The following is a 25,488-nucleotide window of genomic DNA, read 5'->3' as shown; positions in this document are numbered from 1 at the left end:
TAGATTGTTCACAAATTAACTACCGGAAAGTTTGATTTTAGCCTTCTTCTTCGGGTATTTATTTTCGTATAAGTGTTGCAATCTTTTCCGCTGTGATTTTATATCCTTCACTTGTCATGTGGATATAATCATTGCCATAGAGCCCCTCTCTGATTGTTTCGTTATCATCAACATACCAACCGGTAGGATTGACATATTCTAGCTGATGAAATGGGTATGTACTTAAGATGTCATGAACTCTATCACATTTAATACGTAATGCAGCCTGCTTTTCCTTACCGGCAGGATAAGGGCCTAAAAGGATAATATGAGAGTTGGGGAATTGTCTCCGGGCTTCATTCGCCACAGCTATAATCCCTTCTGCAGTATCTTCCGGAGTATCCGTCCCTCCTAAATTATTAATACCAATAGCTATGACCACATTCTCAGGCCTACAAACATTGTAATTGCCATGTTGGAGACGCCATAAGAGATGTTGGGTCCGGTCACCCGAAATACCGGCACTTTCCCATACCCCTTCACCGATGGCATCATCCATAGCCTGCTTGCCCTTAAAATTGGTAATGGCTTTACGTGTACCGCCCCAGGCTTGTGTTATAGAATTACCTAACAAAAGCAGTTTCAATTTCTTACCCTGTAAGGTCTCTGTGATCTCTTCAGCGACTCCATACCAGTCTGCCCCTTCAACCCAACCCGCTGTCGTACGGAATTCATTTCCCGGGACAGGATGTACGCAATCATTTTTATTTCGTCCGGTAGCAGTAAGGATAAAACGGACAATCATTTCGGGGTTATTCAGGGAATGAGGATGATGTCCTACAGCCGGTTTATGAATTACAGTAATCGGAGCATTCAACTTATTCATCTGTTGTTCAAAAACAGCTGTATTTTCATCCACCGGCACTACTGCATCAGCATCTCCTACTACATGGATCACAGGAATTTTCGCTTTTGCTATGACCGAAGCGTAATCCAGCGGGTTACGCTTCCATGCAAGTGCTTCTCCTTCGTTTTTAAAACCGTAAGCAGCCAAAAGCTTCCGGGTATCATTTACCGATCCGGTAGATCCTCCTTTTCCCATCGGCCAGCTTTTAATATCCATTACCGGTGCATCTGCATAAATACATGCCACTTTATCCGCATTTTTTGCTGCCCAGTTATACACAATTAAACCGCCACGGCTCATTCCCTCAAGTACTACTTTCTTGTTAAATCCGGCTTTGACCATCTTTTTATAGAATCGATCCCATCGTCTAACAGCCTTATCGGATCCATACATATCTGTTACATCACAATAAGTGATATAGAACCCCTGTTCCAACAGATCGATATCTGTCTGAGGTTCATGATTCCAGAAACGTGCACGAATTACCCATGGCCTCCCTTCGGCTTCTATATATGGTTTGACCACTTTACAAAGTACACCTTTATCATAGAATTCATACCCCTGATAACCATGAAAGTTGAATTTTTGTGCATCACGCGGTACGACCGACTCAATAGATTTTGCCTGAAGAGAAGAATTCAAAGTGAGGAAATTATATATCTTCTTTGCCATGACTCCTGCTCCGATAGATGAAGGATGTAGTTTATCAGGCATAAGATAAGATTTCCAATCATTCCCAAATATATTGAACATGTTGATGATCTCCAGATCATTTCTCCAGGCCAGTTCTTCAAGCATGGGGCGCACTTCTTTCTCTATCAGTTGTGAGTTGATAGAAGAGCCCTCCGGCAAGAAACAACGTACCGGCGTAAGTAAAACAACACGGGGATGAGATCCCAACGCCCTATAACTATCAATAAGTGTCTGATAGTCTTTTAGAAAATCCTCTTTGTACTTCCAATTCTGGGGTTTAGTGTCGTTAGTCCCTAACTTAATCAGAACTATATCCGGTTGATAAGATAAAGATTGTTGGTAAGCATCCGTCTCTATATAAGGGTGATCACCTTTGGAAAGAGTTGTCCTGCCAGATACTCCAAAATTTCTCACTTCCCAATTATCACCCAGATATGCCTGGAGTTGTGCAGGATAACAATTTTTTTCACGGTTTATAATTCCGGCACCATAGGTGATACTATTACCCACACAGGCTACTTTGACGGGCTTTTGTGCTGCCAGATCCGTTATGCACAATAAGAATGTCAGTGTTAAAATTAAATATCTCATTACAATCAGTTTTATATTCATTCCCCTCTTCCAAGAGTGAATCACTTGTTGTCTTACTCAACTTTCGCAAATCGGCTTGGCAGATGTATTCGACTAAACCATATAACTTGCTTTATGTTGTTTGAAATTGAGCTTTTTAAATAATAGTGTCATTATTAGTTGTTGATCATTTTTGAAGTTCATTATTTATTGCCATGATATTTATCTCTCGTTCAATTGAATAAGTATTATCTTTCAAACTACAGAATCTATAAAGCTGCAATGCTTTCTCCAAATATTTCCTGGAACTCCCGTATTGGGCATTAAAACCTATTTCTGCCATAGCATTTGCCAAGGATTCTATATTTTCAGTATTGAAACCGTCAAAATCCAATAAATATTCACTTGTTTTTTCATCGTTTAGATGCAGAAACATCTCCAGGTCAAAGTTAATTTCGTCCAGAAGCATCCCCTTTGCTTCATCCACTTTATTCTCTATAGTTATTGCAAGATTCTCCCCATCTCCAAAAAGCATATTCCGGAAGGCACTTATTATCAGTCCAAACTTTTTTATTTCACGGATTATATAGTCTTCATGTTGCATATTCCTGAACTACTTCGATGAATCTCCCCTATCCTGGCAATAAATATACAACATAATTTTCACCCCATATCTAATAACCCAAATATTTCACATAAATTCCTTATCCTCTCACCGTCAATTCACCACGGAGGGAGACAGACATCAGGCGGCTTACTTCGGCCGGCGTTTTACCCTCCCCGAAAAGGATCATCAGCTTGGCAAGAGCAGCTTCGGTAGTGATATCGTGTCCGCTCACTGCACCCAATTTCTCCAGACGTTGTCCGTTTTCATAACGATGCATCTCTACACCTCCATAGAGGCACTGGGTAACATTCAAAATCACAATACCCCGCTCTATTGCATCCTGCAATAAGTCCGTAAACCATGGATGAATAGGAGAGTTCCCTGTGCCATATGTTTCCAATACAACCCCTTTCAGGCCGGGAATTCCGAGATGTGCCCGCACCGACTCCTCGGAAATACCGGGAAATAGTTTCAGGATCACCACATGGGAATCCATCGCATAATTGAAGTATACCGGCTTTTCGTAATCGGGCTTGAGGATGAATTGGTCATTGTACCGGATATCCAGGCCCGCCTCGGCCAGATAAGGATAGTTGGGACTATTGAAAGCACTGAAGTGATCGGCATTGACCTTGGTAGTACGGTTTCCCCGCATCAGCAGGTTTTGCATATAAATGCACAGCTCAGGAACGATAGGACGGCCGATAGCATTTTTGTCGGCTGCAATCTCAAGAGCGGTAATAAGATTCTCCTTCCCGTCCGTCCGGAGTTTACCGATAGGAAGTTGTGATCCGGTCAGGATTACCGGTTTGGTAAGATTACCCAGCATCAGACTTAGTGCTGAAGCAGTATAAGCCATCGTATCTGTACCATGAAGAATCACGAATCCGTCATATTCATCATAATGATCTTCAATCACTTTAACTATTTGTTGCCAGATCGAAGGAGACATATCCGATGAATCAATGGGAGGATCAAACAGGTAGGTTTCCACATTGAAATTCAATCGCTTTATCTCCGGCATGTTAGAGCGAAGATGACTGAAATTAAACGGTTCGAGAGCACCTGTTTCTACATTTTCTACCATTCCAATGGTTCCCCCTGTGTAAATAAGGAGTACATTCGTATTTCTATCAATCATATTTGCATATTTTTTACGCAAAAATAGCAATTTGTAATTAAATGATTATCTTTTTGACATAAATTTAATCATAATAACGAACTTAACACCTTAAAAATTTACTTTTTCATCTTCCGAACCAAAAGGGAAAATAATTTGTTTTAATTAGATAGTCGGATAATCATTAAAGAGAGAGCTAAAATGGCAATGCATTCTATTCAAACAGTTTGGAGAAAAAATAATATTTTTGATACCGAGATCGACGGACACAAGATTACTATTGATCTGGCGAAAGAAGCAGGAGGCAATGATGCGGGACCAAGGCCGAAGAGGTTCCTTTTGATTGCAGCCGCAGGATGTACGGGACTGGATGTGGTGGAAATTGTCCGTAAGATGAGAATCGACCTGAAAGGTTTTGACATACGTATCGACGCAGAAATGAGCGAAGAACATCCTAAACAATATACATCACTAAAAGTGATCTACGAATTTGAAGGGGATAATCTTCCGAAAGAAAAACTGGAACGGGCATGTAAACTCTCGTTCGACAACTATTGCGGTGTATTGGCCATGTATAAAAAAGCGGTACCTGTAACCTATGAAGTGGTGATAAAGAACTCCTGAATTTTCCCTACAGCTATTATGGAAAAAATTCCACATTTTTTGTAACTTTGCACTTTATTCGGCATTGCCGTAATTGGGTTATTTCGCAAAACTTTTTATAAAATATACTGAACTATGCAAACAATGGACACTTTTAATTTTGCCGGTAAAAAGGCATTTGTGCGTGTGGACTTCAATGTTCCTCTCGATGAGAATTTCAACATCACCGACGATACACGTATCCGCGCTGCTATTCCTACACTGAAAAAAATCCTGAAGGATGGAGGCAGCGTAATCATAGGATCGCATTTAGGCAGACCGAAAGGACCAACCGATAAATTTTCACTCAAACATATCCTTCCCCGTGTATCGGAGCTGTTAGGAGTGGATGTACAGTTCGCCAACGACTGCATAGGTGAAGAAGCTGAAGCCAAAGCCGCTGCATTACGTCCCGGTGAAGCATTGTTACTCGAAAATCTCCGTTTTTATGCGGAAGAAGAAGGCAAACCCCGCTTAGCCGCAGACGCTACTGAAGAAGAAACTGCGAAAGCAAAAAAAGAGGTGAAAGAGTCGCAGAAAGAATTCACCAAAAAATTGGCTTCTTATGCCGATGTATATGTAAATGACGCTTTCGGAACTGCTCACCGTGCCCATGCCTCCACAGCGCTGATCGCCGACCATTTCGATGCTGATCATAAATTATTCGGATACCTGTTGCAAAACGAAATCACTGCCGTCGAAAAAGTGATGAATGAAACGCAACGTCCTTTCACAGCCATTATGGGTGGTTCTAAAGTATCTACCAAAATAGAGATTATCAAGAACCTGCTGGATAAGGTAGACAATCTGATCCTTGCAGGAGGAATGACCTATACTTTTGCCAAAGCATTCGGAGGAAAGATTGGCGACTCTATCGTAGAGAACGATAAGCTGGATCTGGCAAAAGAACTTGTGGAACTGGCAAAAGAGAAAGGTGTAAACCTGGTACTGGCTACCGATGCAAAAATTGCGGACAGCTTCAGTAATGACGCCAAGACCGGTTTTGCATCCGTAAAAGAGATACCCGACGGGTGGGAAGGCCTTGACATCGGTCCGGAATCGGAAAAAGCTTTCGCCGAAGTGATTAAAAACTCCAAAACTATCTTGTGGAACGGACCGGTCGGAGTATTCGAATTCGACAATTTCGACAAAGGATCACGCGCTGTTTCCGATGCCATTGTAGATGCCACCAAAAAAGGAGCTTTCTCACTGGTAGGAGGTGGCGACTCTGTAGCTTGCGTCAATAAATTCGGACAGGCAGATGAAGTATCGTATGTTTCTACCGGCGGCGGTGCCCTGCTCGAAATGATCGAAGGCAAAGTGCTTCCGGGAATCAAGGCGATAAGGGGATATTGATCTTCTTTAGAAAAATGGATATAACAAAGCCTTATAGTAAAGTAATCAGTCTTGTTTCTTGATTCTTGGCTCTTGTTTCTAAAGCATAAGGATGATAAGGGTGGAGCTCTCCATGAGCTTCCACCCTTTAATGTTTACAGAAATGAACTCTCGGAGCCTCCTCTTCTTTTATGTGCAAGTATCACCATGATTTCGGTATTCGAAAAATCGGGTTGCAATGTGTAATATACGGGGTCGTCGGGCGAAGCAGTCCTCAACTTCTCTTCGGCCAGACGCAGCCGCTCCCGGGGAATAAAGTCGGTAATGACCAACTCGCCTGTCTCCACATATTTTGCAAGATGCGTACCAATAGTAGAAATTGCCAGATTCCGCTCTTCGGCTATTTCTTCAATGGTTTTTCCGGACCGAAACATTTCCAAACTGAGTCGCCGGCTGTCACCTTTCTTTTTCTTTTCTTTTTTCTCTTTCTTCTCCTTTTGCTTTCGCCTGGATACTCCCTTCTCCGTTAAACGGGACTCTAAGCCGTGCCTTTCACAATAATCCTGAATGATCGATAAGAAAGCCTGTCCATATTTCTCTACTTTGGCCGGCCCGAATCCGGTGATTTGGAGTAGTTCTTTTTTATTTTGAGGCAAATATTCCGCCATCTCATAGAGTGTCTTACTGCCAGCTACCAAATAAATTGGCAGGTCCCGTGGTCCACAGATATTATTTCGTTCCTCTACCAGCAGACGGTATAAACCGGGATGCGACAGGTCGGATTTTGTGGAGGCCGATATAGCATAAGCATTCACACTAAAGGATGGAAGCCTGAAATTGTTTTTTGCTTCAAAATAGGCCTCAATTGTTGTATCGGATTTGAATTTACCGAGTAGATGCTTCTTCAATGCCAGATCGGAAAAAACATCCTGTATCGCTTCGTTATACTCGGCAGCATGTGCACGGCTATCGGTCGAAGCCGGAGATTGCCGCAGTTCCTCTATCAACAGGTCTATCTTCTCCATAAAGAAATCACCAGCAGCGCTTAACCGATCTTTTAAATAGTCTTCCCTAAGGGGCTGCTGACGAATAATTGAGTTCAACTGTACCTGAAATTTAGCCGCTACCCGCTCTGTCTCCTCCAATTGTTGTTGGATATTTCGCAAGTAGGGTTGTGTCTCATCGTTGAAGGACTCTCCCCACTCCTTGATTTTCGACGACAAACGCCTGACTTGTGTCAAAATGCCCATAAAATCGAAAATTGACAACAGAAGATGGGAACGGTAAGCATTGCGCGACTCTTCCAACTGGGTTTCAAGCACATCAACGGTCAGCTTATTCTTCTCATGGTCTATAATCTGACGGTCATTACGGATACTATCAGGATGGATCTTGCTCAATAGTACAATACCTTCCAACGAGCGGCACCGGCTCAATGCCACATATATCTGCCCCGGTGCAAAGGCTTGTCCGGCATCGATCATCACTTTGTCAAAGGTAAGCCCCTGGCTTTTATGGATCGTAATAGCCCATGCCAGACGTAAGGGATATTGTATAAAACGCCCCAATGTGTTTTCCTCTATCTGCTTTGTCTCGGGATTGGCCGAATAACCGATATTCTCCCACTGGGTACGTTCCACCTCGATATACTCATTCCCATCACAACACACAATAATAGTGTCTCCATCAATTCTATCGACCACACCTGTTTTACCATTATAGAAACGTGCCGCCTCGGTATCATTCCGGAGGAACATCACCTTTGCACCGGGTTTCAGTTCCAATTCCGGCTCGGTGGGGTAGTTCTTCTCGGGGTAATCACCTTCGATCTTGGCAGAAAACTTATGGGCTTTCCCCTTTAATTTCGCCAATTCACGGGTATTGATCTGATCCGCTTTGTAGTTATGTGTAGTGAGGACAATATAGTCATCTTCATCCCTGGGTGTAAACAGCGGATCATAACGTTTTTCCAGCATCCGGAAACTTTCAGGGGAGAGACAATCGTTCCGTATCTCATTTAATACCCGTATAAAATCGCTGTTTGTCTGACGGTAAATTTTCTCAAATTCGATATAGACAGGCAAGTCCTGCATAATCGCCCGGCTGTGGAAGAAATAGGGACTCGGATAATATTCAGACAATAAACGCCACTCATCCTCTTTCGCTACTGGCGAGAGCTGGAACATATCACCGATAAAAATGACCTGTACCCCGCCAAAAAGCTGGTCACTCCTGTATCGGAAATGGCGCAAGGAAGCATCAATCGCATCCAGCAGATCGGCCCGCACCATACTTATCTCATCGATCACAAGCAATTCCAACTCCTGTAATACCCGCCGCCGATGTCCCCGCATCCTTGTCTGGCTGATCAATTGTTTCCGTCCTTCAGGTGTGGGAAAGAAAGGGGTAAGCGGCAATTGAAAAAAAGAATGGATAGTAGTACCACCGGCATTGATCGCCGCCACGCCCGTAGGTGCCACCACCGCCATTTGCTTTCCGGATATTTCTTTCAGGCGACGAAGGAAAGTTGTTTTTCCCGTACCTGCTTTTCCGGTAATAAACAAATTCCGGTTGGTGTGAAGTGCAAAATCAAATGCTAATTGGTTGTTGTCCATCTTATCACAATGTATGACACCCACAAAGGTCAATTATTTGAATGTAAGGCAAAATTAAGTAAAACAACGGAGATTCAGAAATATAAAGGAGCTAAGTTTCTCACGCGAATTTGAAAAGTCTACAATTCGTCCAATTATTCAGTAGCATCGCATAGTTTTAAAGTCACAGTATCTATATATTTTTACATGCTTAGCGCCAATAAAATATTTTTTACTTGGCTATATCTATATAATTTGATCAACTTAAAGCCAATAAAATATTTTATACTTGGCTATATCTATATTATTTTATATATTTACAGCCAATAAAAATATAACATTATGACAAGAATTGTTGGACGGGAGCATGAAATTGAGATGCTTCAAAAATATCTCGAAACCGATAAATCGGAGTTCATTGCCGTTTATGGGCGCAGACGCGTTGGCAAAACCTTCTTGATACGGGAGTTTTTTCAAAACAAATTCACGCTTTATTTTTCCGGCGTAGCAAATCTTGACAAGAAATCACAACTGGTCAATTTTCAATCGGCTATTAATCGCTATTCCGATTATAAATATCCGGCTGTGAACAGTTGGTTCGAAGTGTTTGAGCAGATCATCAATTTACTCGATAATACCAAAGAAGGAGGAAAGAAAATAATTTTCATCGACGAAATTTCGTGGCTCGACACCAAACGTTCCAATTTCACCAAGGCATTGGAATATTTCTGGAACACATACGCGTCGGCTCAGAGAGATGTGATTTTAATCGTTTGTGCATCGGCAACATCATGGATTATCAACAATATCATAAAGAACAGAGGAGGCCTACACAACCGTGTTACCCGCCAAATCCAGTTGAATCCTTTCACGCTGAGAGAAACGGAGGCTTTTCTCAAGAAGATGAAGATCAGTTTTAACCGGCATCAGATTATCGAATGTTACATGATTATGGGAGGCATACCCTATTACCTCGAACAATTAGACAAATCGAAGAGCCTGGCACAAAACATCGATGATCTGTTCTTTCGAAAAGAGGGTATGTTGCGACAAGAATTTTCCAGGCTATACTCTTCACTATTTGAAAACTCAGAACAGTATGTAAAAATTGTCGAAACGTTGAGCAAGAAAAGGATGGGTCTGACACGAAACGAACTGATACAATATTCCGGATTGCACAACAGTGGCAACTTATCGGCAAAAATCGAAGAACTTGAGTTGTGCGGATTTATCAAAAGATACAATCCCATCGGCAAAATATCAAGAGAAACACTCTATCAGTTAATAGACTTCTATACGCTTTTTTATCTCAATTATATCAAAGGATCGAATGCAAGCTACACAAACCATTGGACAAACCTGATTGACAACGCGAAGCATCGTGCATGGAGCGGCTACGGGTTTGAACAGGTCTGCCTGATGCATGAAGATCAAATTCGTAAAAAGTTAGGTATCCATGGCATTATCTCTTATTCACATTCCTGGCGGAGTAAATCCAAAGAAGAGGGGACACAGATAGATTTGCTTATCGACCGTAATGATAATGTGATCAACCTGTGCGAAATGAAATTCAGCAGGGAAAAATTTTGCATGGACAAAAAGACACATCAAAACCTGATGCACAAGAAATCGGTCTTTATCAATGAGACTAAAACCCGTAAAGCCGTCCACCTGACAATGATTACCACGTATGGACTCGTACATAACGAGTATTGGAACGATATTCAATCAGAGGTAACGATGGATGATTTATTTGAATAACAACTCCTTCATCTCCTCTATAGAAAGTTGCGACCTGATAAGTGCATCCGACAACGAACTCTTATAGTGTTGTAACCGCTGGATTTTTTCTTCTACCGTATTTTTCGTGATAAAGCGATATAGCGTCACTTTCCGATCCTGACCGATGCGGTGGGCACGGCTCACGGCCTGCATCTCGGCGGCGGGGTTCCACCACGGGTCGAGAATAAATACATAATCGGCGGCGGTGAGGTTTAACCCAGTCCCACCCGCTTTGAGCGAGATAAAGAACGTCTGTACATTATCATCGTTATTGAACTTCTCGATTTCTCCCTGCCGGTCGGTCGTGCTGCCGGTCAACCATGCGTAACGCCACCCGCACCGGTCGAAATAATCGGCGAAGAGTTGAAGATGCTTCACGAAAGAGGAAAAGATCAGCACCTTGTATTTTCCTGCAAAGATGGTCTCGGCTTGCGAGATGACCTGATCGAACTTGGCCGACGATCCTTCGTAACCGGGGAAGGAGATCGCGGGATGGTTGGCTAATAGACGCAACCGCGTAAGGCTGCTCAATGCGGCAGCTGTATAAGACTTATCCGCTTTGTTCCATTGCTCCAGCAAGACGTTTCGGATTTTGCTCTTCTCTTCATTATAACATGCCGCCTGCTCCTCTTCCATCTCGCAATAGACCGTCTCCTCCGTCAATGGCGGCAACTCGGGCGCCACCTCCTCTTTGGTGCGGCGAAGAATAAACGGGTCGATAATCTTGAACAGTTTGAGGCATGCCTCTTCATCGTTGATCACATCCCGCTCGTTGAAACGCGCTTTGAATGTACTCCGTTTCCCGAGGATACCTTCATTCAAGAAATCCATTTGCGACCACAGGTCGGAGAGTGAATTCTCGATGGGCGTACCGGTCAATGCGAGTTTACCGGAGGAATACAGCTGTTTTACACACTCAAATATCTTTGATTCCGGGTTTTTGATATTCTGGCTTTCATCCAGCACGAGGTAATAAAAATGATAATGGCTTAACAGGTCGATATCTTGCCTTACAACACCATAACTCGTCAGTATCACCTGGCAACGGTTCATCCTTCTTCTGAAACCATCACCCTGAAGACGATTGCTTCCGTAATGCGCATAGACTTTCAACTGCGGGGCAAACTTGTTCAACTCGTTCAACCAGTTATGGACAAGCGATGTGGGCATTACAATAAGTGTCGGCGGAAGGTTTTTATTCAAGCCGGACTGTCTGTCAGCCGTTTTCTCTCCATCACCCACGGTATCCTCTGCAAAATTATCAAAAAGAGAAAGCTGCTGAGGCACTCCTCTCCTTATATCCGGCTTCCCCTGTGCACGTGTTGTTCCGGAGCCACCCAACGATTTTACCTCTCCATGCATAGCAATCCCTCCCGGCGTTTCTGAACTATCCACATACAGATGTAACAACAGTGCGATGGTCTGCAAAGTTTTACCCAATCCCATATCATCGGCGAGGCATCCACCGAAACCGTTTTTCTGCAGATAGACCAACCAACGGAAACCGCTCTCCTGATAAGGGCGTAACGTGGTATTCAATGAAGGAGGAGGCTCGACCGAAAGCAATCTTTCTCCGGTTTTTATTTCTGAAAAACGACCGTTTTCAGCCAGTTCCTTTACACGGAAATGAGTATTTCCAAGGCGAATAGAGTCGCCTGTGACCTTCCCAAACCGGAACAACTCATCAAAACGGAAAAACCACTCCCGAGGTAGTATCGCTATGCGCCCGTCAGGCAAAACATACTCGCGGATACCATTAAGAATATGGTTTTTAAATTCCACAAAAGGGATTGTCACCTCACCAAAACATGCCAGACATTGAATATCGAACCAGTCGTTGTTGTCACTGATATCCATTTCTAAATCAATCTCACCCGTGTAATATAACACTTTACCGAACGACTGTTTCAATTCGAAGTTTTTCAGCAAGTCGCCGTGCAAATTCAACCACTCCACCACTCCTGAAGGTCCGGTACCATTTTTATCTGTATAATCCAATCGATCAGGGAGATTCGCAGCCATTGCCGTCGTCACAAAATGTCCGATAGGAGTTTTACATAACCCTGAATCGGTAAGCATTTGTATATGCCTTTCCTCCCAATCTCTGTCGCGATAATACCATCCAATCGAAAAGTCACCTCCATTATCATTCAATTCCACCTCTTTCTTATAAGGTTTATTCATAGAGAAAAGGTTATTTCCGTATTGAAAACGCAGATGGAGCACCGGGAGCAAATCCATTCCTTTCTCGAGTGTCAGAACCGCTACCGGATCATGTTTCTGTTCGAAAATAGTCAATCCTTCCCCTATCGTCTCATAATTTTCCACACATTGCACCACGAACTTACGAATGTAAGTGGCGACACTGTTTACCGGGACTGTTATCTGTTTTTTACTGAGAAAAGGGATCAGCTTTTTTACACCGATATCAATAAAATGATGCAGTTGACTACCAATCACCGCAAGGGCAGGGTTTGAGACAAGCGGGGCAAAAAAACGGCCGTCGAGCACTATCTCTGATTTTCCATTCTGCACTTTGGCTGTATAGGTGAATATCTCCTTATTTCGAAAAATAAATACTATACGTGAAGGCTCTTTCATCTGCTCCAATGCTTGGTTTATACGGAAATCACGAATTTGTATCTTATTACGAATAAAGACCGGGGAATTTGTTTTCAAAAGCAACGCCGCAATTTCCTTATGCCTGTTTTCTATAAACGGACGGATATAGAGGTCGATATCCTTTTCTGTCACCTTTTGCAGGAAAGCGGCTTCACTTTTCTCACGTGAATAGGATACCATCAAATTTTTATCGGTATAGCGTTCGGCACACCTCACAATTTCCTGCTCATCATCGCCCAATAGGGGAAAAGTGGAAGAGGAGATGCTTGCTATTTCGGTAATGGTATATACTTCAGTTTCATGCCGGAACAATGCAAATGCAGGTTGAAGCATATAACCGAATTTGGGATGATGAATCAGGGTTATGATAAGTGACTCAGCCATGTGTCCATTCATCATTGTATGATTATTTCAATTTTTTATCTACAAATTAAGGCGGAAAATTCCGCAAGTTAAACGATACTCAATACACAGAAAAAACAAAGTTAGCAAAAAATTAACTGAAAGTTTCATTCAAATTAACCAATAAATATATACTATATTTGTATAATAATACATTTTTCGTATATTTACACACATAAAGTATATTTTAAACATAAAATATGATGAATGAAAAAGAGAAGATCATCCGGCTGACCGATCTGGTCAAACAGTTTCCGGTAGGAAACGGATTTTTCACAGCCCTTAACCGGATTAGCCTGGATATCGAGCGTGGAGAATTCCTCGGATTGGTCGGTCCCAGCGGATCGGGAAAACTACGCTATTGAATATCATCGGCTCGCTTGACACGCCATCTGAAGGAGAAGCCATGGTGTTGGGACACTCTATATCCTTGTTGACCGCCAAGGAATCGGCTGTGCTCCGCAACAAAAGTATCGGCTTTATTTTCCAAAGCTACAACCTGCTGCCCGTCTATACCGTCTACGAGAATGTGGAGTTCGCGTTACTTCTACAAAAAATTTCAGATGAAGAACGGAATAAAGCGGTGATGGATGCGCTCGAATGGGTTGGACTGACTGACAAGGCAAAATCCCGTCCGTCCCAACTATCGGGTGGTGAAAGTCAACGGGTAGCCATTGCCCGCGCGATGGTGAAACGGCCTGATATTGTACTGGCAGACGAACCATCGGCAAACCTTGATGCAAAAAACTCGCATACCATTCTCCAAACCATGCGCCGGTTAAATGAAGAACTTAACACCACTTTTATTTTTGCCACGCATGACGAGAAAGTGATGCAGTACTTGAAACGGATCATTTATCTGGAAGACGGAAAGGTAGTAAAGGATTCAATGATTTAATGATTTAATGATTATGGGAAAGATCGTATTTTTTGAAGACTTGGAAGTATGGCTACAGGCAAGGCTTTTTGCAAAAGATATCTTCTTGCTGACGGAGAAGGAAAGTTTTTACAGGGAATTTCGTTTCAAGGAACAGATAAAAGCTTCTTCCGGTTCCATAATGGATAATATCGCTGAAGGATTTGAGCGCAACGGAAACAAAGAATTTGTACAATTTCTTTATATAGCCAAGGGGTCATGTGGTGAAACACGCAGCCAATTACAGAGGGCATTCGACATCGAATTGATCACCGAAAAGGAATATCTGGAATTTTCAGATAAGGCTAAAAACATATCCCAATCTTTATCCAATTTCATAAAATATCTCAAGGAATCAGAATATAAGGGGATAAAATACAAAAGTTCCCAACACTAATTGAATCTTTGAATCCTGGAATCTTTAAATTTTTGAATTTTTAAATCATGCTACTCAAAACAGCAATAAAAAATATCCTTGGGGCAGGTAGACGTACATGGTTAAATGTATCCGTACTTTCCTTCACCTTTATCCTGATGACAGCGTTTAACGGACTGATAGACGGATGGGTAAACGATGCGATCACGGATACCCGTGACTGGGAAACGGGAGCGGGGCAGTTCTGGCATGAAAACTATGACAGGTATGATGTATTTACCTTACAGGATGCACATGGCCCCATTCCCAATGAGTTTATCCCCCATATCAATGATCAATCCTTGACTCCCATTCTGGTTATTCAAGCAGTAGCATATGAGTCGGGAAATATGCAGAACATCCTGCTGAGAGGCATAGAGCCGTCCCAGCAAATACTGGAAATCCCCTCACAATATTTACAATCGGAAGAAGAACCCATTGAGGCAATAATAGGAAAAAGGATGGCACGTACACTCAATGCGAGTGTGGGGGACAATCTACTTATACGATGGCGTGACAAAAACGGTGCATTCGATGCACAGGAGATTGTTATATCAGAGATATTCGATACCAGTATCGCGACAGTTGACGCAGGGCAGATATGGGTCAACCTGCACAAACTTCAACAGATGACAGGTATGGAAGGAGAGGCAACCTATCTGGTAAGATCCAAAGACTTCCCCATTGAGCAGGATATCAAAGGCTGGAGCTATAAAAATTCCGATTTCCTGCTGGAAGATCTCTACCTTTTGGCACAAAGCAGCCGGATAGAGTCGCTCATCATCTTTATCATCCTGCTTTCGATTGCCTTATTGGCGGTGTTTGACACACAGACGCTTTCTATCTTCCGCCGTCAAAAGGAAATCGGTACATATATCGCCCTCGGGATGACGCCTAAGCAAGTGACAAGGCTGTTCACTTTAGAAGGCACTACTTATAGCTTGTTGGCCATACTTATCGGGGCTATCTGGGGAACACCCCTGCTATATTGGTATGGAAAGACAGGTATAAAACTGCCTCAGAGCTATACGGAGATAGGCTTAGGGATGCGAGACACCATGTTTCCGGTATACCAACCAAATACTATCCTGACAAGCATCGTCATCATTATATCGCTATCCATGCTGATAAGTTATCTCCCGGCACGTAAGATTGCCAAGAGTAATGTGGTGGAAGCGTTAAAAGGGAGAATTAATTGATTTCAGATTCAATGATTCAATGATTCAAAAATTCAAGATTTAAGATTTAAAATCAAGATAAAACATATGAAGAAGTTTATACTATTATTATTGACAATACTTGTCGTGAGTACCCTCCACGCGCAGGATGCGGAACAGATTATCAGGGATGTGGACAGAAACCTTTCTGCCGAAAGCAGGATCGTGGAATCGAGCATGACAGTACATGGCAGACGCAGCAGTCGTACGATGACTTCGAAAAGCTATACCGTCGGGAATGAAAAATCTTTCACAGAGTACCTCTCACCTGCACGCGAAAAGGGAACCAAGATGTTGAAACTTGGGAAAGAAATGTGGCTCTACTCCCCTTCGACTGACCGCACCATAATGATCTCAGGACACATGTTACGTCAATCGGTGATGGGATCCGACCTCTCCTATGAAGATATGATGGAAGACAGGAAACTGACAGATATGTACACCCCTTCATTGATGGGCGAAGAGATAATAGAGGGACGCAAATGCTATGTCCTGCACCTAGAGGCCAAAGTGGATGATGTGGCTTATCACTCCCAAAAACAATGGATAGACACCGAACGGCTCGTTCCATTACGACAAGAATTATACGCCAAAAGCGGCCAGTTACTCAAGGAGATCACTTTGAGCGATGTGCAACGTATCGACAACCGGTGGTTTCCCATAAAAATGGTATATAAGGATGTCCTGAAAGATGGTAAGGGAACCGAATGGAGTATCACCTACATTGAATTCGACAAAAAAATCCCGGAACATATTTTTTCAAAAGCAAGTTTGAAACAATAGAATTCGATATTTAAAATTCAAGATTCAAGATTATGTCAAAGATAGAACAATTTGAAGATTTGGAAGTCTGGAAAATGGCTCGTTCCTTTTCGAAGAAGATATATCTGATATTGGAGAAAGAGTCTTTCTCGAAAGACTATAGATTGAGAGATCAAATAAGAGGGTCTGCCGGATCAATTATGGATAATATTGCAGAAGGATTTGAACGTAGCGGTAACAAGGAATTTGTCCAATTCCTCTTTATTGCAAAAGGTTCTTGTGGAGAAATCCGCAGCCAACTATATAGGGCTTTAGATATTGGATATATTTGCGAGGAAGAATTTGAGCAATTATATCAGGAAGCTTTACAGATATCTCAATCCTTATCCGGATTTATCAAATATCTGAAAACTTCTGAGCTTCGAGGACCAAAATATAAATAAAATCAAAATGAAAAGAACTTTCAGGAGAGCCAAAATCGGCGTAAGCCAAATCTTGAATCTTGAATCTTGAATTTTGAATCTTGAATAATTTAACTCAAGTTTCCCACCTTTTATAAAAGATTGAGAATGAGTTAAAATAATAGGGAAAAAGCGATGGTAATTTAAAATAAATTGCTATTTTTGAGGTAGTTAAACAGAAAATATAACAATTCTAAAACTACCATCACTTATGAGTACGAAAGTAGGCAAATTAGACGAATTAAGCAACATCCTAAGGCAAAAAGACAAGACAGGGGAGAAGGTCCTCTCCTTTTCAAGACAATTCAATATGGGGCAGCTATTAAAGCCTTTTTCAACATCAAAAAAGCAAGGTTACCCGTTAATAGGGATGCTGGTAGCGATGATTTTGAGCCGTATGGGCGGATTTAGCGTCCACTCCGCGCAAAAAACGGGATATATCGGATTTGACGACAACACGGTATACCGTTTGATGAACAACCCGCTTGTTGATTGGAGGTCGGTTCTAATGTCGTTTGCCCGGCAATTCATCCGGTGTGTCCTTCGCAAAGGCGATTTGGACAGTAAGTCCATAAAATGTTTTGTCCTTGATGATACCGACATTGAAAAGAGTGGCAGGACATTTGAGGGTATCAGCAAAATCTACAGCCACAAGGAACATGGGTTCCTGTTCGGTTTCAAGCTGTTGCTGCTTTGTTTCTGGGATGGCAAAAGTTTGATCCCTTGCGATTTTTCGTTTCATCGGGAAAACAAGAAAAATGGGTACGGGTTGGATAAAAACTCGCAGGATCGGCAGTTCGCAGGAAAGAGGGACGTCGAAAGCCATTTCGGGGAACGCCATGGCGAACTGGACGAAGACAAACTCTCCGTGGGCGTTAAGATGTTGAAACAATGTGTGAAACGGGCCATTACGGCAAGCTATGTGCTGATGGACAGTTGGTTCGTGACCGATGGCATGATCAGGGAAATCCGCAAGATTGGCAAGGGGATGCTGCATGTGGTCGGCATGTGCAAAATGGACAAGCGCCGGTTTGAGGTAGACGGGAAAGAGCTTAACTCGAAGGCAATCGTCAGGATTAATGAATCCCGCTCCAATAAGGTACATAGTTGCCACAAGTACAAGTCACGGTATTTTTCTGTTGTTGCCAATTACAAGGGTACGCCGGTTAAATTATTCTATGTCAAATATAAAAATGCGACAAGCTGGGCGCTTTTGCTCACGACCGACACCTCCCTGACGTTTGTCAAGGCAATGGAACTCTACCAAATACGTTGGGGTATCGAGGTCCTGTTCAAGGAATGCAAACAATACCTGCGGCTCGGAAAATCTCAAAACACTGATTTTTGCGGACAGGTGGCCGATACCACTTTAGTGATGATAACATACACCATATTATCACTATACAAGCGTTTCCAGGCATATGAGACGTTGGGAGCCCTGTTCCGGGACACACGGGAAGAGATGTTGGAAAAAACGCTATGTGAACGGATTGAATTGGTTATATTGAAAATACTGCGGGATTTATTGGAATTGCTATGTATTGACATCGAAAGGACTCTTTACAAGTTGACTTCTTCAGAAAAGACATCCCAAGAGATCCTTGTTTTGCTAAATGCAGTAAATCATTTAGATAGCTGCAATGTTAAATCCAATAAAGCTTCTTGATAAATGATTAAATATGAGATTAATATAAAATCAAACCACTTCAATTATCGCTATAAGGAGAGGTGGGAAACTTGAATAATTTAAACATGACAAAAAAACAGAACGATATTTTTGAAGCGGCAAAAAGACTTTTTTACAAATTTGGTGTAAAGAAAGTTACGATAGAGGAAATCTGTGAGGAAGCAAATGTCAGCAAAATGACCTTTTACAAATATTTCCCCAACAAGATAGAGTTGGTCAAAGCCGTTATAGACAATTATTATTCTACTGCACTGGACAAATATGAAGCAATGATGCAATCAGACCTAACGGCTGAAGAGAAGGTCAGGAAAACATTTGAATTAAAGCTGGAAAACGCATCAACTTTGGATATGGAATTTGTGTCAGACCTGTATAAGTATCCCGACGATACAATCAGAGAACATTTAGAAGCATGGAGACAGAAAAATTTAGATGTTACAAAAAAATGGTTTATCGAAATGCAGCAAAGCGGACAGATCATCAAAGAGCTAAGCTTCCCGGTTTTTATTTTATACGTGAATGCCATACAAGATTTTACTTTCAATGATGAAACAATGAAGTTTTTCGGGACAACCCACGAACTCGCCCGCATTATCACAAGACTATTTATGTATGGTATCGCCGAAAACAAAGATGGATAAGACTTCAATCAACAAAAATTCCGATGAATAGAATCTACATATGCATAGCACTTATTTTCTGCAGCCCTTTAATATTTGCACAAAACAGCAAACCCGAAAAGCTCCTGTTCAGCGGACAACTATCTGCATGGGGGCAATTTTCACCCGATATCCCAACAAAATTCTGGTTGGGAGGACGTTATATCCCGCAATTGAACTTCAGCATCCCTTTAAAAAACAACCAACTCTTTGATATTGAAGCATCAGCAAATCTATTCGGTGACATGGGAATACAATCCGGTAATATTTCTACGGACGGAAAGATAAAACCATACAGGGCATGGGCACGTTATTCGTCCACAAGAATGGAAGCAAGGATCGGACTACAAAAAATTAATTTCGGATCAGCGCAGATGTTCCGACCGTTGATGTGGTTCGACAGCATGGATCCGCGTGATCCGCTGCAGCTCACCGATGGTGTCTGGGGTGGTTTGTTCCGATATTATTTCCCGAATAACAGCACCTTATGGTTGTGGTCTCTCTATGGCAACAACATTTGAACAATTATTCTACTCCTATAGCGAGAAAGGGATCGATCCTCACAACTCCCTTAATTTTTCCGGACTCCATATCTCCTACCCTCTCACGCTGCTGGACAATCTCAGTGCAATGATCTATTACGACTGGAAAGAGCAGAACTTCTACAACTTCCTCAACTGGCAGCATCAGCTCAACAACATTACTTTCCATACAATCGCTTACTGGAACCCGAAACAATTCGGAATACCTTCGCAAATGGGAACATCCGGTCGTTTTGCGGGTAAAGGCTTTCAACTAATGATCGTATGGCATCACTGACAAATCTTGAATCTTGAATTTTGAATTTTGAATCTTAAATCCAAATATAGAGAGGTTATCGCTTTTTTTTGTAATTTTGAACCTTATTTCAAAAAGAATCAGGATTCCGGATTTTAACAGGTTGATATTGACAGATTGAAAAACCAAACGATCATCAATCTTTTTCAATCTAAATCAATCTGAATCGATCTAAATCAATCTGAATCAATCTGAATCGATCTGTATCAGTAAGATTTAATCTGTTTTAATCCGCATAAATCCCATTGCAATTTTAGAAGAATGAACATTTCGTACAACTGGCTCAAAGAGTACCTTCAATTTGATTTGTCGCCACAAGAGACAGCCGATGCACTCACCTCCATAGGACTGGAAACCGGGAGTGTGGAAGAGATACAAACCATCAAAGGGGGATTGGAAGGTTTAGTGATCGGGGAAGTGCTGACATGCGTATCTCATCCCAATTCCGACCATCTGCACCTGACTACCGTAGATATCGGTAATGGTGAAGAGCCGCTGAAGATCGTATGTGGTGCACCCAACGTGGCAGCCGGCCAGAAAGTAGTGGTTGCCACCATCGGCACGAAATTGTATTCGGGTGATGATGTGTTCACGATAAAACGCTCCAAGATACGTGGTGAAGAGTCGTTCGGAATGATTTGTGCCGAAGACGAGATCGGGATAGGCACTTCTCATGATGGTATTATTGTTTTACCTGATGAAGCAAAAGTAGGAATGCCTGCTAAAGAGTACTATAACATAAAGAGCGATTATGTACTGGAAGTAGATATCACTCCCAACCGTATAGATGCTGCCTCCCATTTCGGAGTAGCACGTGATCTGGCGGCATGGCTGGAACAGGCAGGTAAACCTTATAAGCTTACAAAACCGTCGGTAGAGGGATTTGCCGTGGATACCCAACAGGGAGGTATCGAGGTGATTGTGGAGAACAGGGAAGCCTGCCCACGTTACTCGGGACTGACTATCCGTGATGTAACAGTGAAAGAAAGCCCCGACTGGCTGAAGAATAAATTATTGTTGATCGGGCTTCGTCCCATCAACAATATCGTAGACATCACCAATTTCGTACTCCACGAGACAGGACATCCGATGCATGCATTCGATGCTGCACATATCACCGGAAACGAAGTGATAATACGTACCATGCCCGAAAAGACCAAATTCATCACATTGGATGAAGAAGAACGCGAACTAAACGAAAACGACCTGATGATCTGCAACTCTGAAGAGGGGATGTGTATTGCCGGCGTATTCGGAGGATTGGAGTCGGGCGTAACCGAAAAAACAACCGATATATTCCTGGAATCGGCTTATTTCAATCCTACATGGGTACGGAAAACTGCCCGTCGCCATGGGCTGAACACCGACTCTTCATTCCGTTTCGAACGGGGTACCGATCCCGCCAATACAGTCTATGTACTAAAACGGGCAGCCATGCTGGTAAAGGAACTGGCAGGCGGTACAATAGAGGGCGACATTCGTGATATTTATCCGGTACCTATCGAAAGAGCAGTGGTATACCTCTCTTATGACAAAACAAAGAAGCTGATAGGCAAAGAAATACCGAAAGAGACTGTCAAGAGCATTTTGAACAGTCTTGAAATTGAGATAGAAAATGAGACAGATGATCAACTCACCCTACGTATCCCCACTTACCGTGTGGATGTAACGCGCGATGTGGATGTAATTGAAGATATCCTCCGCATCTATGGATACAACAATGTGGAGATCAGTGACTCATTAAAGGCGAATCTTTCCATTCAAATGCCTGCGGACCGCAAGCAGAAATTGCAGACACTCATCTCTGAACAACTTACGGCAAACGGATTTAACGAGATATTGAATAACTCTCTTACTAAAAAAAGTTATTATGAGAGCTTCGAAACTTATCCTGCCTCACACTGCGTACCGCTGGTAAATCCGCTAAGCAATGACCTCAACGTGATGCGCCAGACATTACTTTTCGGGGGATTGGAGAGCATTGCTTACAACCGCAACCGCAAACATGGCGACCTCCGGTTCTATGAATTCGGCAACTGCTATTTCTTTGATGCCGCCAAAAAAAGCGAAGAGAATGTTCTTGCCCCATATTCCGAAGAATTCCATATCGGACTATGGATATGTGGTAAACGTACCCATAAGAATTGGGCGGCAGCAGGAGAACAAAGTTCCGTCTTCGAGTTGAAAGCGCATGTGGAAAATATCCTGAAAAGAATGGGGATCAGCGGGAATCAGGTGTTCTTTGAAACAGAACAAAACGAACTCCTTTCTGCCGGTATGAGTGTCAAAACCCACAAACGCACCATAGGCTTCTTTGGCATTGTTTCTCCTAAGATATGCAAAAAATTCGATATCGATACGGAGGTATTCTTCGCCGAGATGAATTGGGATCTGCTGATGAAAGAATCCGAAAAACAATCGGTACGTTTTTCCGAAATAGCCAGATTCCCGGCCGTAAGCAGAGACCTGGCACTGCTGGTCGACAAAGAAATCACCTTTGCCCAGATCCGGAAGATCGCCCTCAAGTCAGAAAAGAAACTACTGAAACAGGTATCACTCTTTGATGTCTATGAAGGAAAAAACCTGCCTGAAGGCAAAAAATCCTATGCGGTCAACTTCCTGTTACAGGACGAAGAAAAAACGCTCAACGATAAACAGATCGACAACGTAATGCAGAGGATCCAAAAAAGTCTGGAAGAGGAATTGGGGGCTCAGTTGAGATAGGACTGGGGAGACTTGATGATTGGGGAAAAGGGAGAAAAATGAAGAGTGAAGAGTGAAGAATTAAAAGTGAACATTTCTGGTAAAATTGGTAATTGGTAATTAGTAATTGGTAATTAGAATTTTAATACTATTAGATAAAAGGATATATAAACAATATGGGAAGAGCATTTGAATATAGAAAAGCGACCAAGCTGAAACGCTGGGGAAATATGGCCCGCGTATTCACTAAATTAGGGAAACAGATCACTATTGCCGCCCGTGAAGGTGGTCCTGATGCCGATACCAATCCCCGCTTACGTGTGTTGATACAGCAGGCGAAGAAAGAGAATATGCCGAAAGACAACGTGGAGCGTGCCATCAAAAAGGCGACCGACAAGGACCACTCCGATTATAAGGAAGTGGTATATGAAGGATATGGACCTTATGGCATCGCGATCGTAGTGGAAACAGCAACCGACAACCCCACGCGTACCGTGGCGAACGTCCGCAGCTATTTCAATAAACATGGGGGTTCATTGGGTACTTCCGGCAGCCTGGAATTTTTATTCGACCATAAGTGCGTATTCAAAATTGCACCTAAAGACGGTATTTCGTTGGAAGACCTGGAACTGGAACTGATCGATTACGGAGTGGATGAAGTAGAAGTGGAAGAAGATGATATTCTTCTCTACGGCGATTTCAAGTCCTATTCCGACATTCAAAGTTATCTGGAAGAAAACGGATTTGAAATTCATTCAGCCGAATTCGAGCGCATTCCACGCGACACCAAAGATCTCAACGAAGAGCAACGTGCTCAGATCGAAAAACTGCTGGAAAAATTTGAGGAGGACGAGGATGTCCAGAATGTGTTCCATAATATGGCGGAAGGGGAGTAAAATGAAAAAATATCGGGCATCGCACATTATCCGGAGAAGTAGCGCACAGCGGAATCGAACCGCTATTCATTGCCTGAGAAACAATTCAAAATATTTGTCAAGCGCCTCCCTGGCTGCGATAAAGGAGCTTTTCCGGTTACCAAGGACATCATCCTCCAGTTTTTGTAATAACCGGTCAATCTCCGGATCACGGTAAAAGCTGTTGCGCAACTGCTCGTTAATGGTCTCATACATCCAGTATTTCGCCTGTTGCTGACGCTTACGTTCGAAATAACCGTTTTCCTTCACAAAATCGATATACTTGTGCACCATCTCCCATACCTCTGCAATACCCAGATTATAGTATCCGGAATAGGTCAGTACTTTGGGTAGCCATCCGGATTCGGGAAGCGGAAAAAGGTGCAATGCATTGCTGAAATGGCGCTGAGCCATCTTGGCTTTTTCAATATTGTCTCCATCAGCTTTATTAATCACAATGCCGTCGGCCATCTCCATGATCCCACGCTTGATACCCTGTAACTCGTCACCTGTACCGGCAAGTTGGATCAGTAAAAAGAAATCCACCATAGAGTGGACTGCAGTCTCCGACTGCCCTACTCCCACGGTTTCCACAAACACGTAATCGAATCCGGCCGCTTCACAAAGGACAATAGTTTCGCGTGTCTTGCGCGCCACACCTCCCAGGGACCCTGCAGAAGGAGAAGGACGGATAAAAGCATCCTGCTCTAAAGAGAGTTTCTCCATCCGCGTCTTATCTCCAAGGATACTCCCTTTCGACCGCTCACTCGAAGGGTCGATCGCCAATACCGCTAATTTGTGGCCTTCCTGCAAAAGATGCATCCCGAATGCATCGATAGAGGTACTTTTCCCGGCTCCGGGAACACCCGTTATACCCACACGGACTGAATTACCGGCATAGGGGAGACACTGTTCAATAATAGCCTGCGCTTTCTCCTGATGTTCGGGTCGCGAACTCTCCACCAGCGTCACAGCCTGACTAAGCACTACCCTGTTGCCTGACAAAATACCTTCTGCATATTCCGCCACAGAACGCTCATGCTCTTTTATCCTTTTCTGTAAATAAGGATTCACACTGGGCGGGCGGGCGACACCTTTATTGACAATAAGTCCTTTATATCTCGGATCATTCTCGGGATGTTCCATCATATTGTAAGCAAATTAAAAACCGAATGAACTCCTGCAAAGATAGCTCATTCGGCCTGTATTATCAATTGAAACGGTATTTATTGTTTAGGCGTTACATTCCCTTTAATAGTGAGTACGTATACCGTATCGGGAACATTCGTGTACACTCTGATGGTTTTGTTAAATGTGCCTGGACGACGTACGGTAGAATAAGTGGCGGAGATGGTTCCCTTTTTACCCGGCAACACCGGCTCTTTTGTATAACTGGGAGTGGTACATCCGCACGATGCCGATACCCGTTGTATAATAAGAGGACTCTTACCTGTATTGGTAAATTCAAACTGCGTGGAAACCGATCCCATTTCTTCTTTGATAGTCCCGAAATTATGTTCTGTTCTCTTAAAGTCCATCTCCGGTTTCTGCTGTGCAAAAGCAATACTACTCATTAGTACAGCGAATAATACTATTAAATTGATTTTCTTCATCATACAATCATTTTATTTTCCGAGGACATGGAATCTTCACTGTTCAAAAAA

Annotated in this window: 22 protein-coding genes; 15 read left to right on the top strand and 7 right to left on the bottom strand. The window is 42.7% G+C overall.

Annotated features, from left to right (window positions below; all coding sequences use genetic code 11):
* Positions 1 to 58 precede the first annotated feature (58 nt).
* The 3 genes from U2P89_RS04920 to U2P89_RS04910 form a co-directional block, all read right to left on the bottom strand.
* The gene (locus U2P89_RS04920; protein WP_322190770.1) at positions 59 to 2,170 is read right to left on the bottom strand and encodes a GDSL-type esterase/lipase family protein; all 2,112 of its coding nucleotides are present in this window, start codon (positions 2,168 to 2,170) and stop codon (positions 59 to 61) included.
* 166 nt (positions 2,171 to 2,336) lie between these two features.
* A complete protein-coding gene (locus tag U2P89_RS04915; RefSeq protein ID WP_091906044.1) occupies positions 2,337 to 2,753 on the bottom strand; it encodes a hypothetical protein in 417 nt (138 codons plus the stop codon).
* Positions 2,754 to 2,853: 100 nt separating this feature from the next.
* A complete protein-coding gene (locus U2P89_RS04910) occupies positions 2,854 to 3,897 on the bottom strand; it encodes an asparaginase (RefSeq protein WP_076932003.1) in 1,044 nt (347 codons plus the stop codon).
* A 186-nt stretch (positions 3,898 to 4,083) separates the two neighbouring features.
* Between U2P89_RS04910 and U2P89_RS04905 the strand changes: the two genes are divergently transcribed.
* Positions 4,084 to 4,500: an OsmC family protein gene (locus tag U2P89_RS04905; RefSeq protein WP_313380165.1), complete on the top strand. Its 417-nt coding sequence runs from the start codon at positions 4,084 to 4,086 to the stop codon at positions 4,498 to 4,500.
* Between the two features lie 114 nt (positions 4,501 to 4,614).
* A complete protein-coding gene (locus U2P89_RS04900) occupies positions 4,615 to 5,874 on the top strand; it encodes a phosphoglycerate kinase (protein WP_091906047.1) in 1,260 nt (419 codons plus the stop codon).
* 134 nt (positions 5,875 to 6,008) lie between these two features.
* On the opposite strand, the gene U2P89_RS04895 is transcribed toward U2P89_RS04900, so the two are convergent.
* Complete coding sequence (locus U2P89_RS04895; RefSeq protein WP_322190769.1) at positions 6,009 to 8,492, bottom strand: helix-turn-helix domain-containing protein; 2,484 nt, start codon at positions 8,490 to 8,492, stop codon at positions 6,009 to 6,011.
* Positions 8,493 to 8,789: 297 nt separating this feature from the next.
* Here U2P89_RS04895 and U2P89_RS04890 point away from each other — a divergent pair, with 297 nt between their 5' ends.
* Positions 8,790 to 10,208, top strand: a complete 1,419-nt coding sequence (locus U2P89_RS04890) for an AAA family ATPase (protein WP_322190768.1) — start codon at positions 8,790 to 8,792, stop codon at positions 10,206 to 10,208.
* On the opposite strand, the gene U2P89_RS04885 is transcribed toward U2P89_RS04890, so the two are convergent.
* Entirely contained in the window at positions 10,197 to 13,250 is a 3,054-nt protein-coding gene (locus tag U2P89_RS04885) for a DEAD/DEAH box helicase (RefSeq protein ID WP_091906051.1), read from the bottom strand. The genes U2P89_RS04890 and U2P89_RS04885 overlap by 12 nt on opposite strands.
* Positions 13,251 to 13,453: 203 nt before the next feature.
* Here U2P89_RS04885 and U2P89_RS04880 point away from each other — a divergent pair, with 203 nt between their 5' ends.
* The 12 genes from U2P89_RS04880 to U2P89_RS04825 all read left to right on the top strand — a co-directional run bounded on the left by U2P89_RS04880 (position 13,454) and on the right by U2P89_RS04825 (position 23,806).
* Positions 13,454 to 13,618: a hypothetical protein gene (locus U2P89_RS04880; protein WP_313380159.1), complete on the top strand. Its 165-nt coding sequence runs from the start codon at positions 13,454 to 13,456 to the stop codon at positions 13,616 to 13,618.
* Positions 13,615 to 14,151, top strand: coding sequence for an ABC transporter ATP-binding protein (locus U2P89_RS04875; protein WP_313380158.1), 537 nt, complete (start codon positions 13,615 to 13,617; stop codon positions 14,149 to 14,151). Before U2P89_RS04880 ends, U2P89_RS04875 begins: the two co-directional genes overlap by 4 nt.
* Positions 14,152 to 14,164: 13 nt before the next feature.
* Entirely contained in the window at positions 14,165 to 14,566 is a 402-nt protein-coding gene (locus U2P89_RS04870; protein WP_091906081.1) for a four helix bundle protein, read from the top strand.
* A 47-nt stretch (positions 14,567 to 14,613) separates the two neighbouring features.
* Positions 14,614 to 15,783 (top strand): ABC transporter permease, encoded by a 1,170-nt coding sequence (locus tag U2P89_RS04865; protein ID WP_091906053.1) that lies wholly within the window; start codon positions 14,614 to 14,616, stop codon positions 15,781 to 15,783.
* 66 nt (positions 15,784 to 15,849) lie between these two features.
* Complete coding sequence (locus tag U2P89_RS04860) at positions 15,850 to 16,584, top strand: outer membrane lipoprotein-sorting protein (RefSeq protein WP_091906056.1); 735 nt, start codon at positions 15,850 to 15,852, stop codon at positions 16,582 to 16,584.
* 32 nt (positions 16,585 to 16,616) lie between these two features.
* The gene (locus U2P89_RS04855) at positions 16,617 to 17,006 is read left to right on the top strand and encodes a four helix bundle protein (RefSeq protein WP_091906058.1); all 390 of its coding nucleotides are present in this window, start codon (positions 16,617 to 16,619) and stop codon (positions 17,004 to 17,006) included.
* Between the two features lie 229 nt (positions 17,007 to 17,235).
* Positions 17,236 to 18,690, top strand: a complete 1,455-nt coding sequence (locus tag U2P89_RS04850; RefSeq protein WP_322190767.1) for a transposase — start codon at positions 17,236 to 17,238, stop codon at positions 18,688 to 18,690.
* 86 nt (positions 18,691 to 18,776) lie between these two features.
* Positions 18,777 to 19,352 (top strand): TetR/AcrR family transcriptional regulator, encoded by a 576-nt coding sequence (locus U2P89_RS04845; protein ID WP_091906060.1) that lies wholly within the window; start codon positions 18,777 to 18,779, stop codon positions 19,350 to 19,352.
* 23 nt (positions 19,353 to 19,375) lie between these two features.
* Positions 19,376 to 19,891, top strand: coding sequence for a hypothetical protein (locus tag U2P89_RS04840; RefSeq protein WP_091906062.1), 516 nt, complete (start codon positions 19,376 to 19,378; stop codon positions 19,889 to 19,891).
* A complete protein-coding gene (locus U2P89_RS04835) occupies positions 19,875 to 20,189 on the top strand; it encodes a hypothetical protein (RefSeq protein WP_091906064.1) in 315 nt (104 codons plus the stop codon). Before U2P89_RS04840 ends, U2P89_RS04835 begins: the two co-directional genes overlap by 17 nt.
* A 279-nt stretch (positions 20,190 to 20,468) precedes the next feature.
* Positions 20,469 to 22,931, top strand: a complete 2,463-nt coding sequence (pheT, locus tag U2P89_RS04830; RefSeq protein ID WP_322190766.1) for a phenylalanine--tRNA ligase subunit beta — start codon at positions 20,469 to 20,471, stop codon at positions 22,929 to 22,931.
* Between the two features lie 155 nt (positions 22,932 to 23,086).
* Positions 23,087 to 23,806, top strand: coding sequence for a YebC/PmpR family DNA-binding transcriptional regulator (locus U2P89_RS04825; RefSeq protein ID WP_092024477.1), 720 nt, complete (start codon positions 23,087 to 23,089; stop codon positions 23,804 to 23,806).
* Between the two features lie 66 nt (positions 23,807 to 23,872).
* On the opposite strand, the gene meaB is transcribed toward U2P89_RS04825, so the two are convergent.
* Together meaB and U2P89_RS04815 are read right to left on the bottom strand one after the other, a co-directional pair.
* Positions 23,873 to 24,970, bottom strand: a complete 1,098-nt coding sequence (gene meaB, locus U2P89_RS04820) for a methylmalonyl Co-A mutase-associated GTPase MeaB (protein ID WP_091906070.1) — start codon at positions 24,968 to 24,970, stop codon at positions 23,873 to 23,875.
* Between the two features lie 80 nt (positions 24,971 to 25,050).
* Positions 25,051 to 25,440 (bottom strand): DUF1573 domain-containing protein, encoded by a 390-nt coding sequence (locus tag U2P89_RS04815; protein ID WP_175456712.1) that lies wholly within the window; start codon positions 25,438 to 25,440, stop codon positions 25,051 to 25,053.
* Between the last annotated feature and the right edge of the window lie 48 nt (positions 25,441 to 25,488).

The organism is Proteiniphilum sp., from assembly GCF_034331125.1.
Taxonomy (GTDB): domain Bacteria; phylum Bacteroidota; class Bacteroidia; order Bacteroidales; family Dysgonomonadaceae; genus Proteiniphilum; species Proteiniphilum saccharofermentans.
Note: the sequence above shows the minus strand (reverse complement) of the source record. Positions and strands in the feature narration are given on the sequence as shown.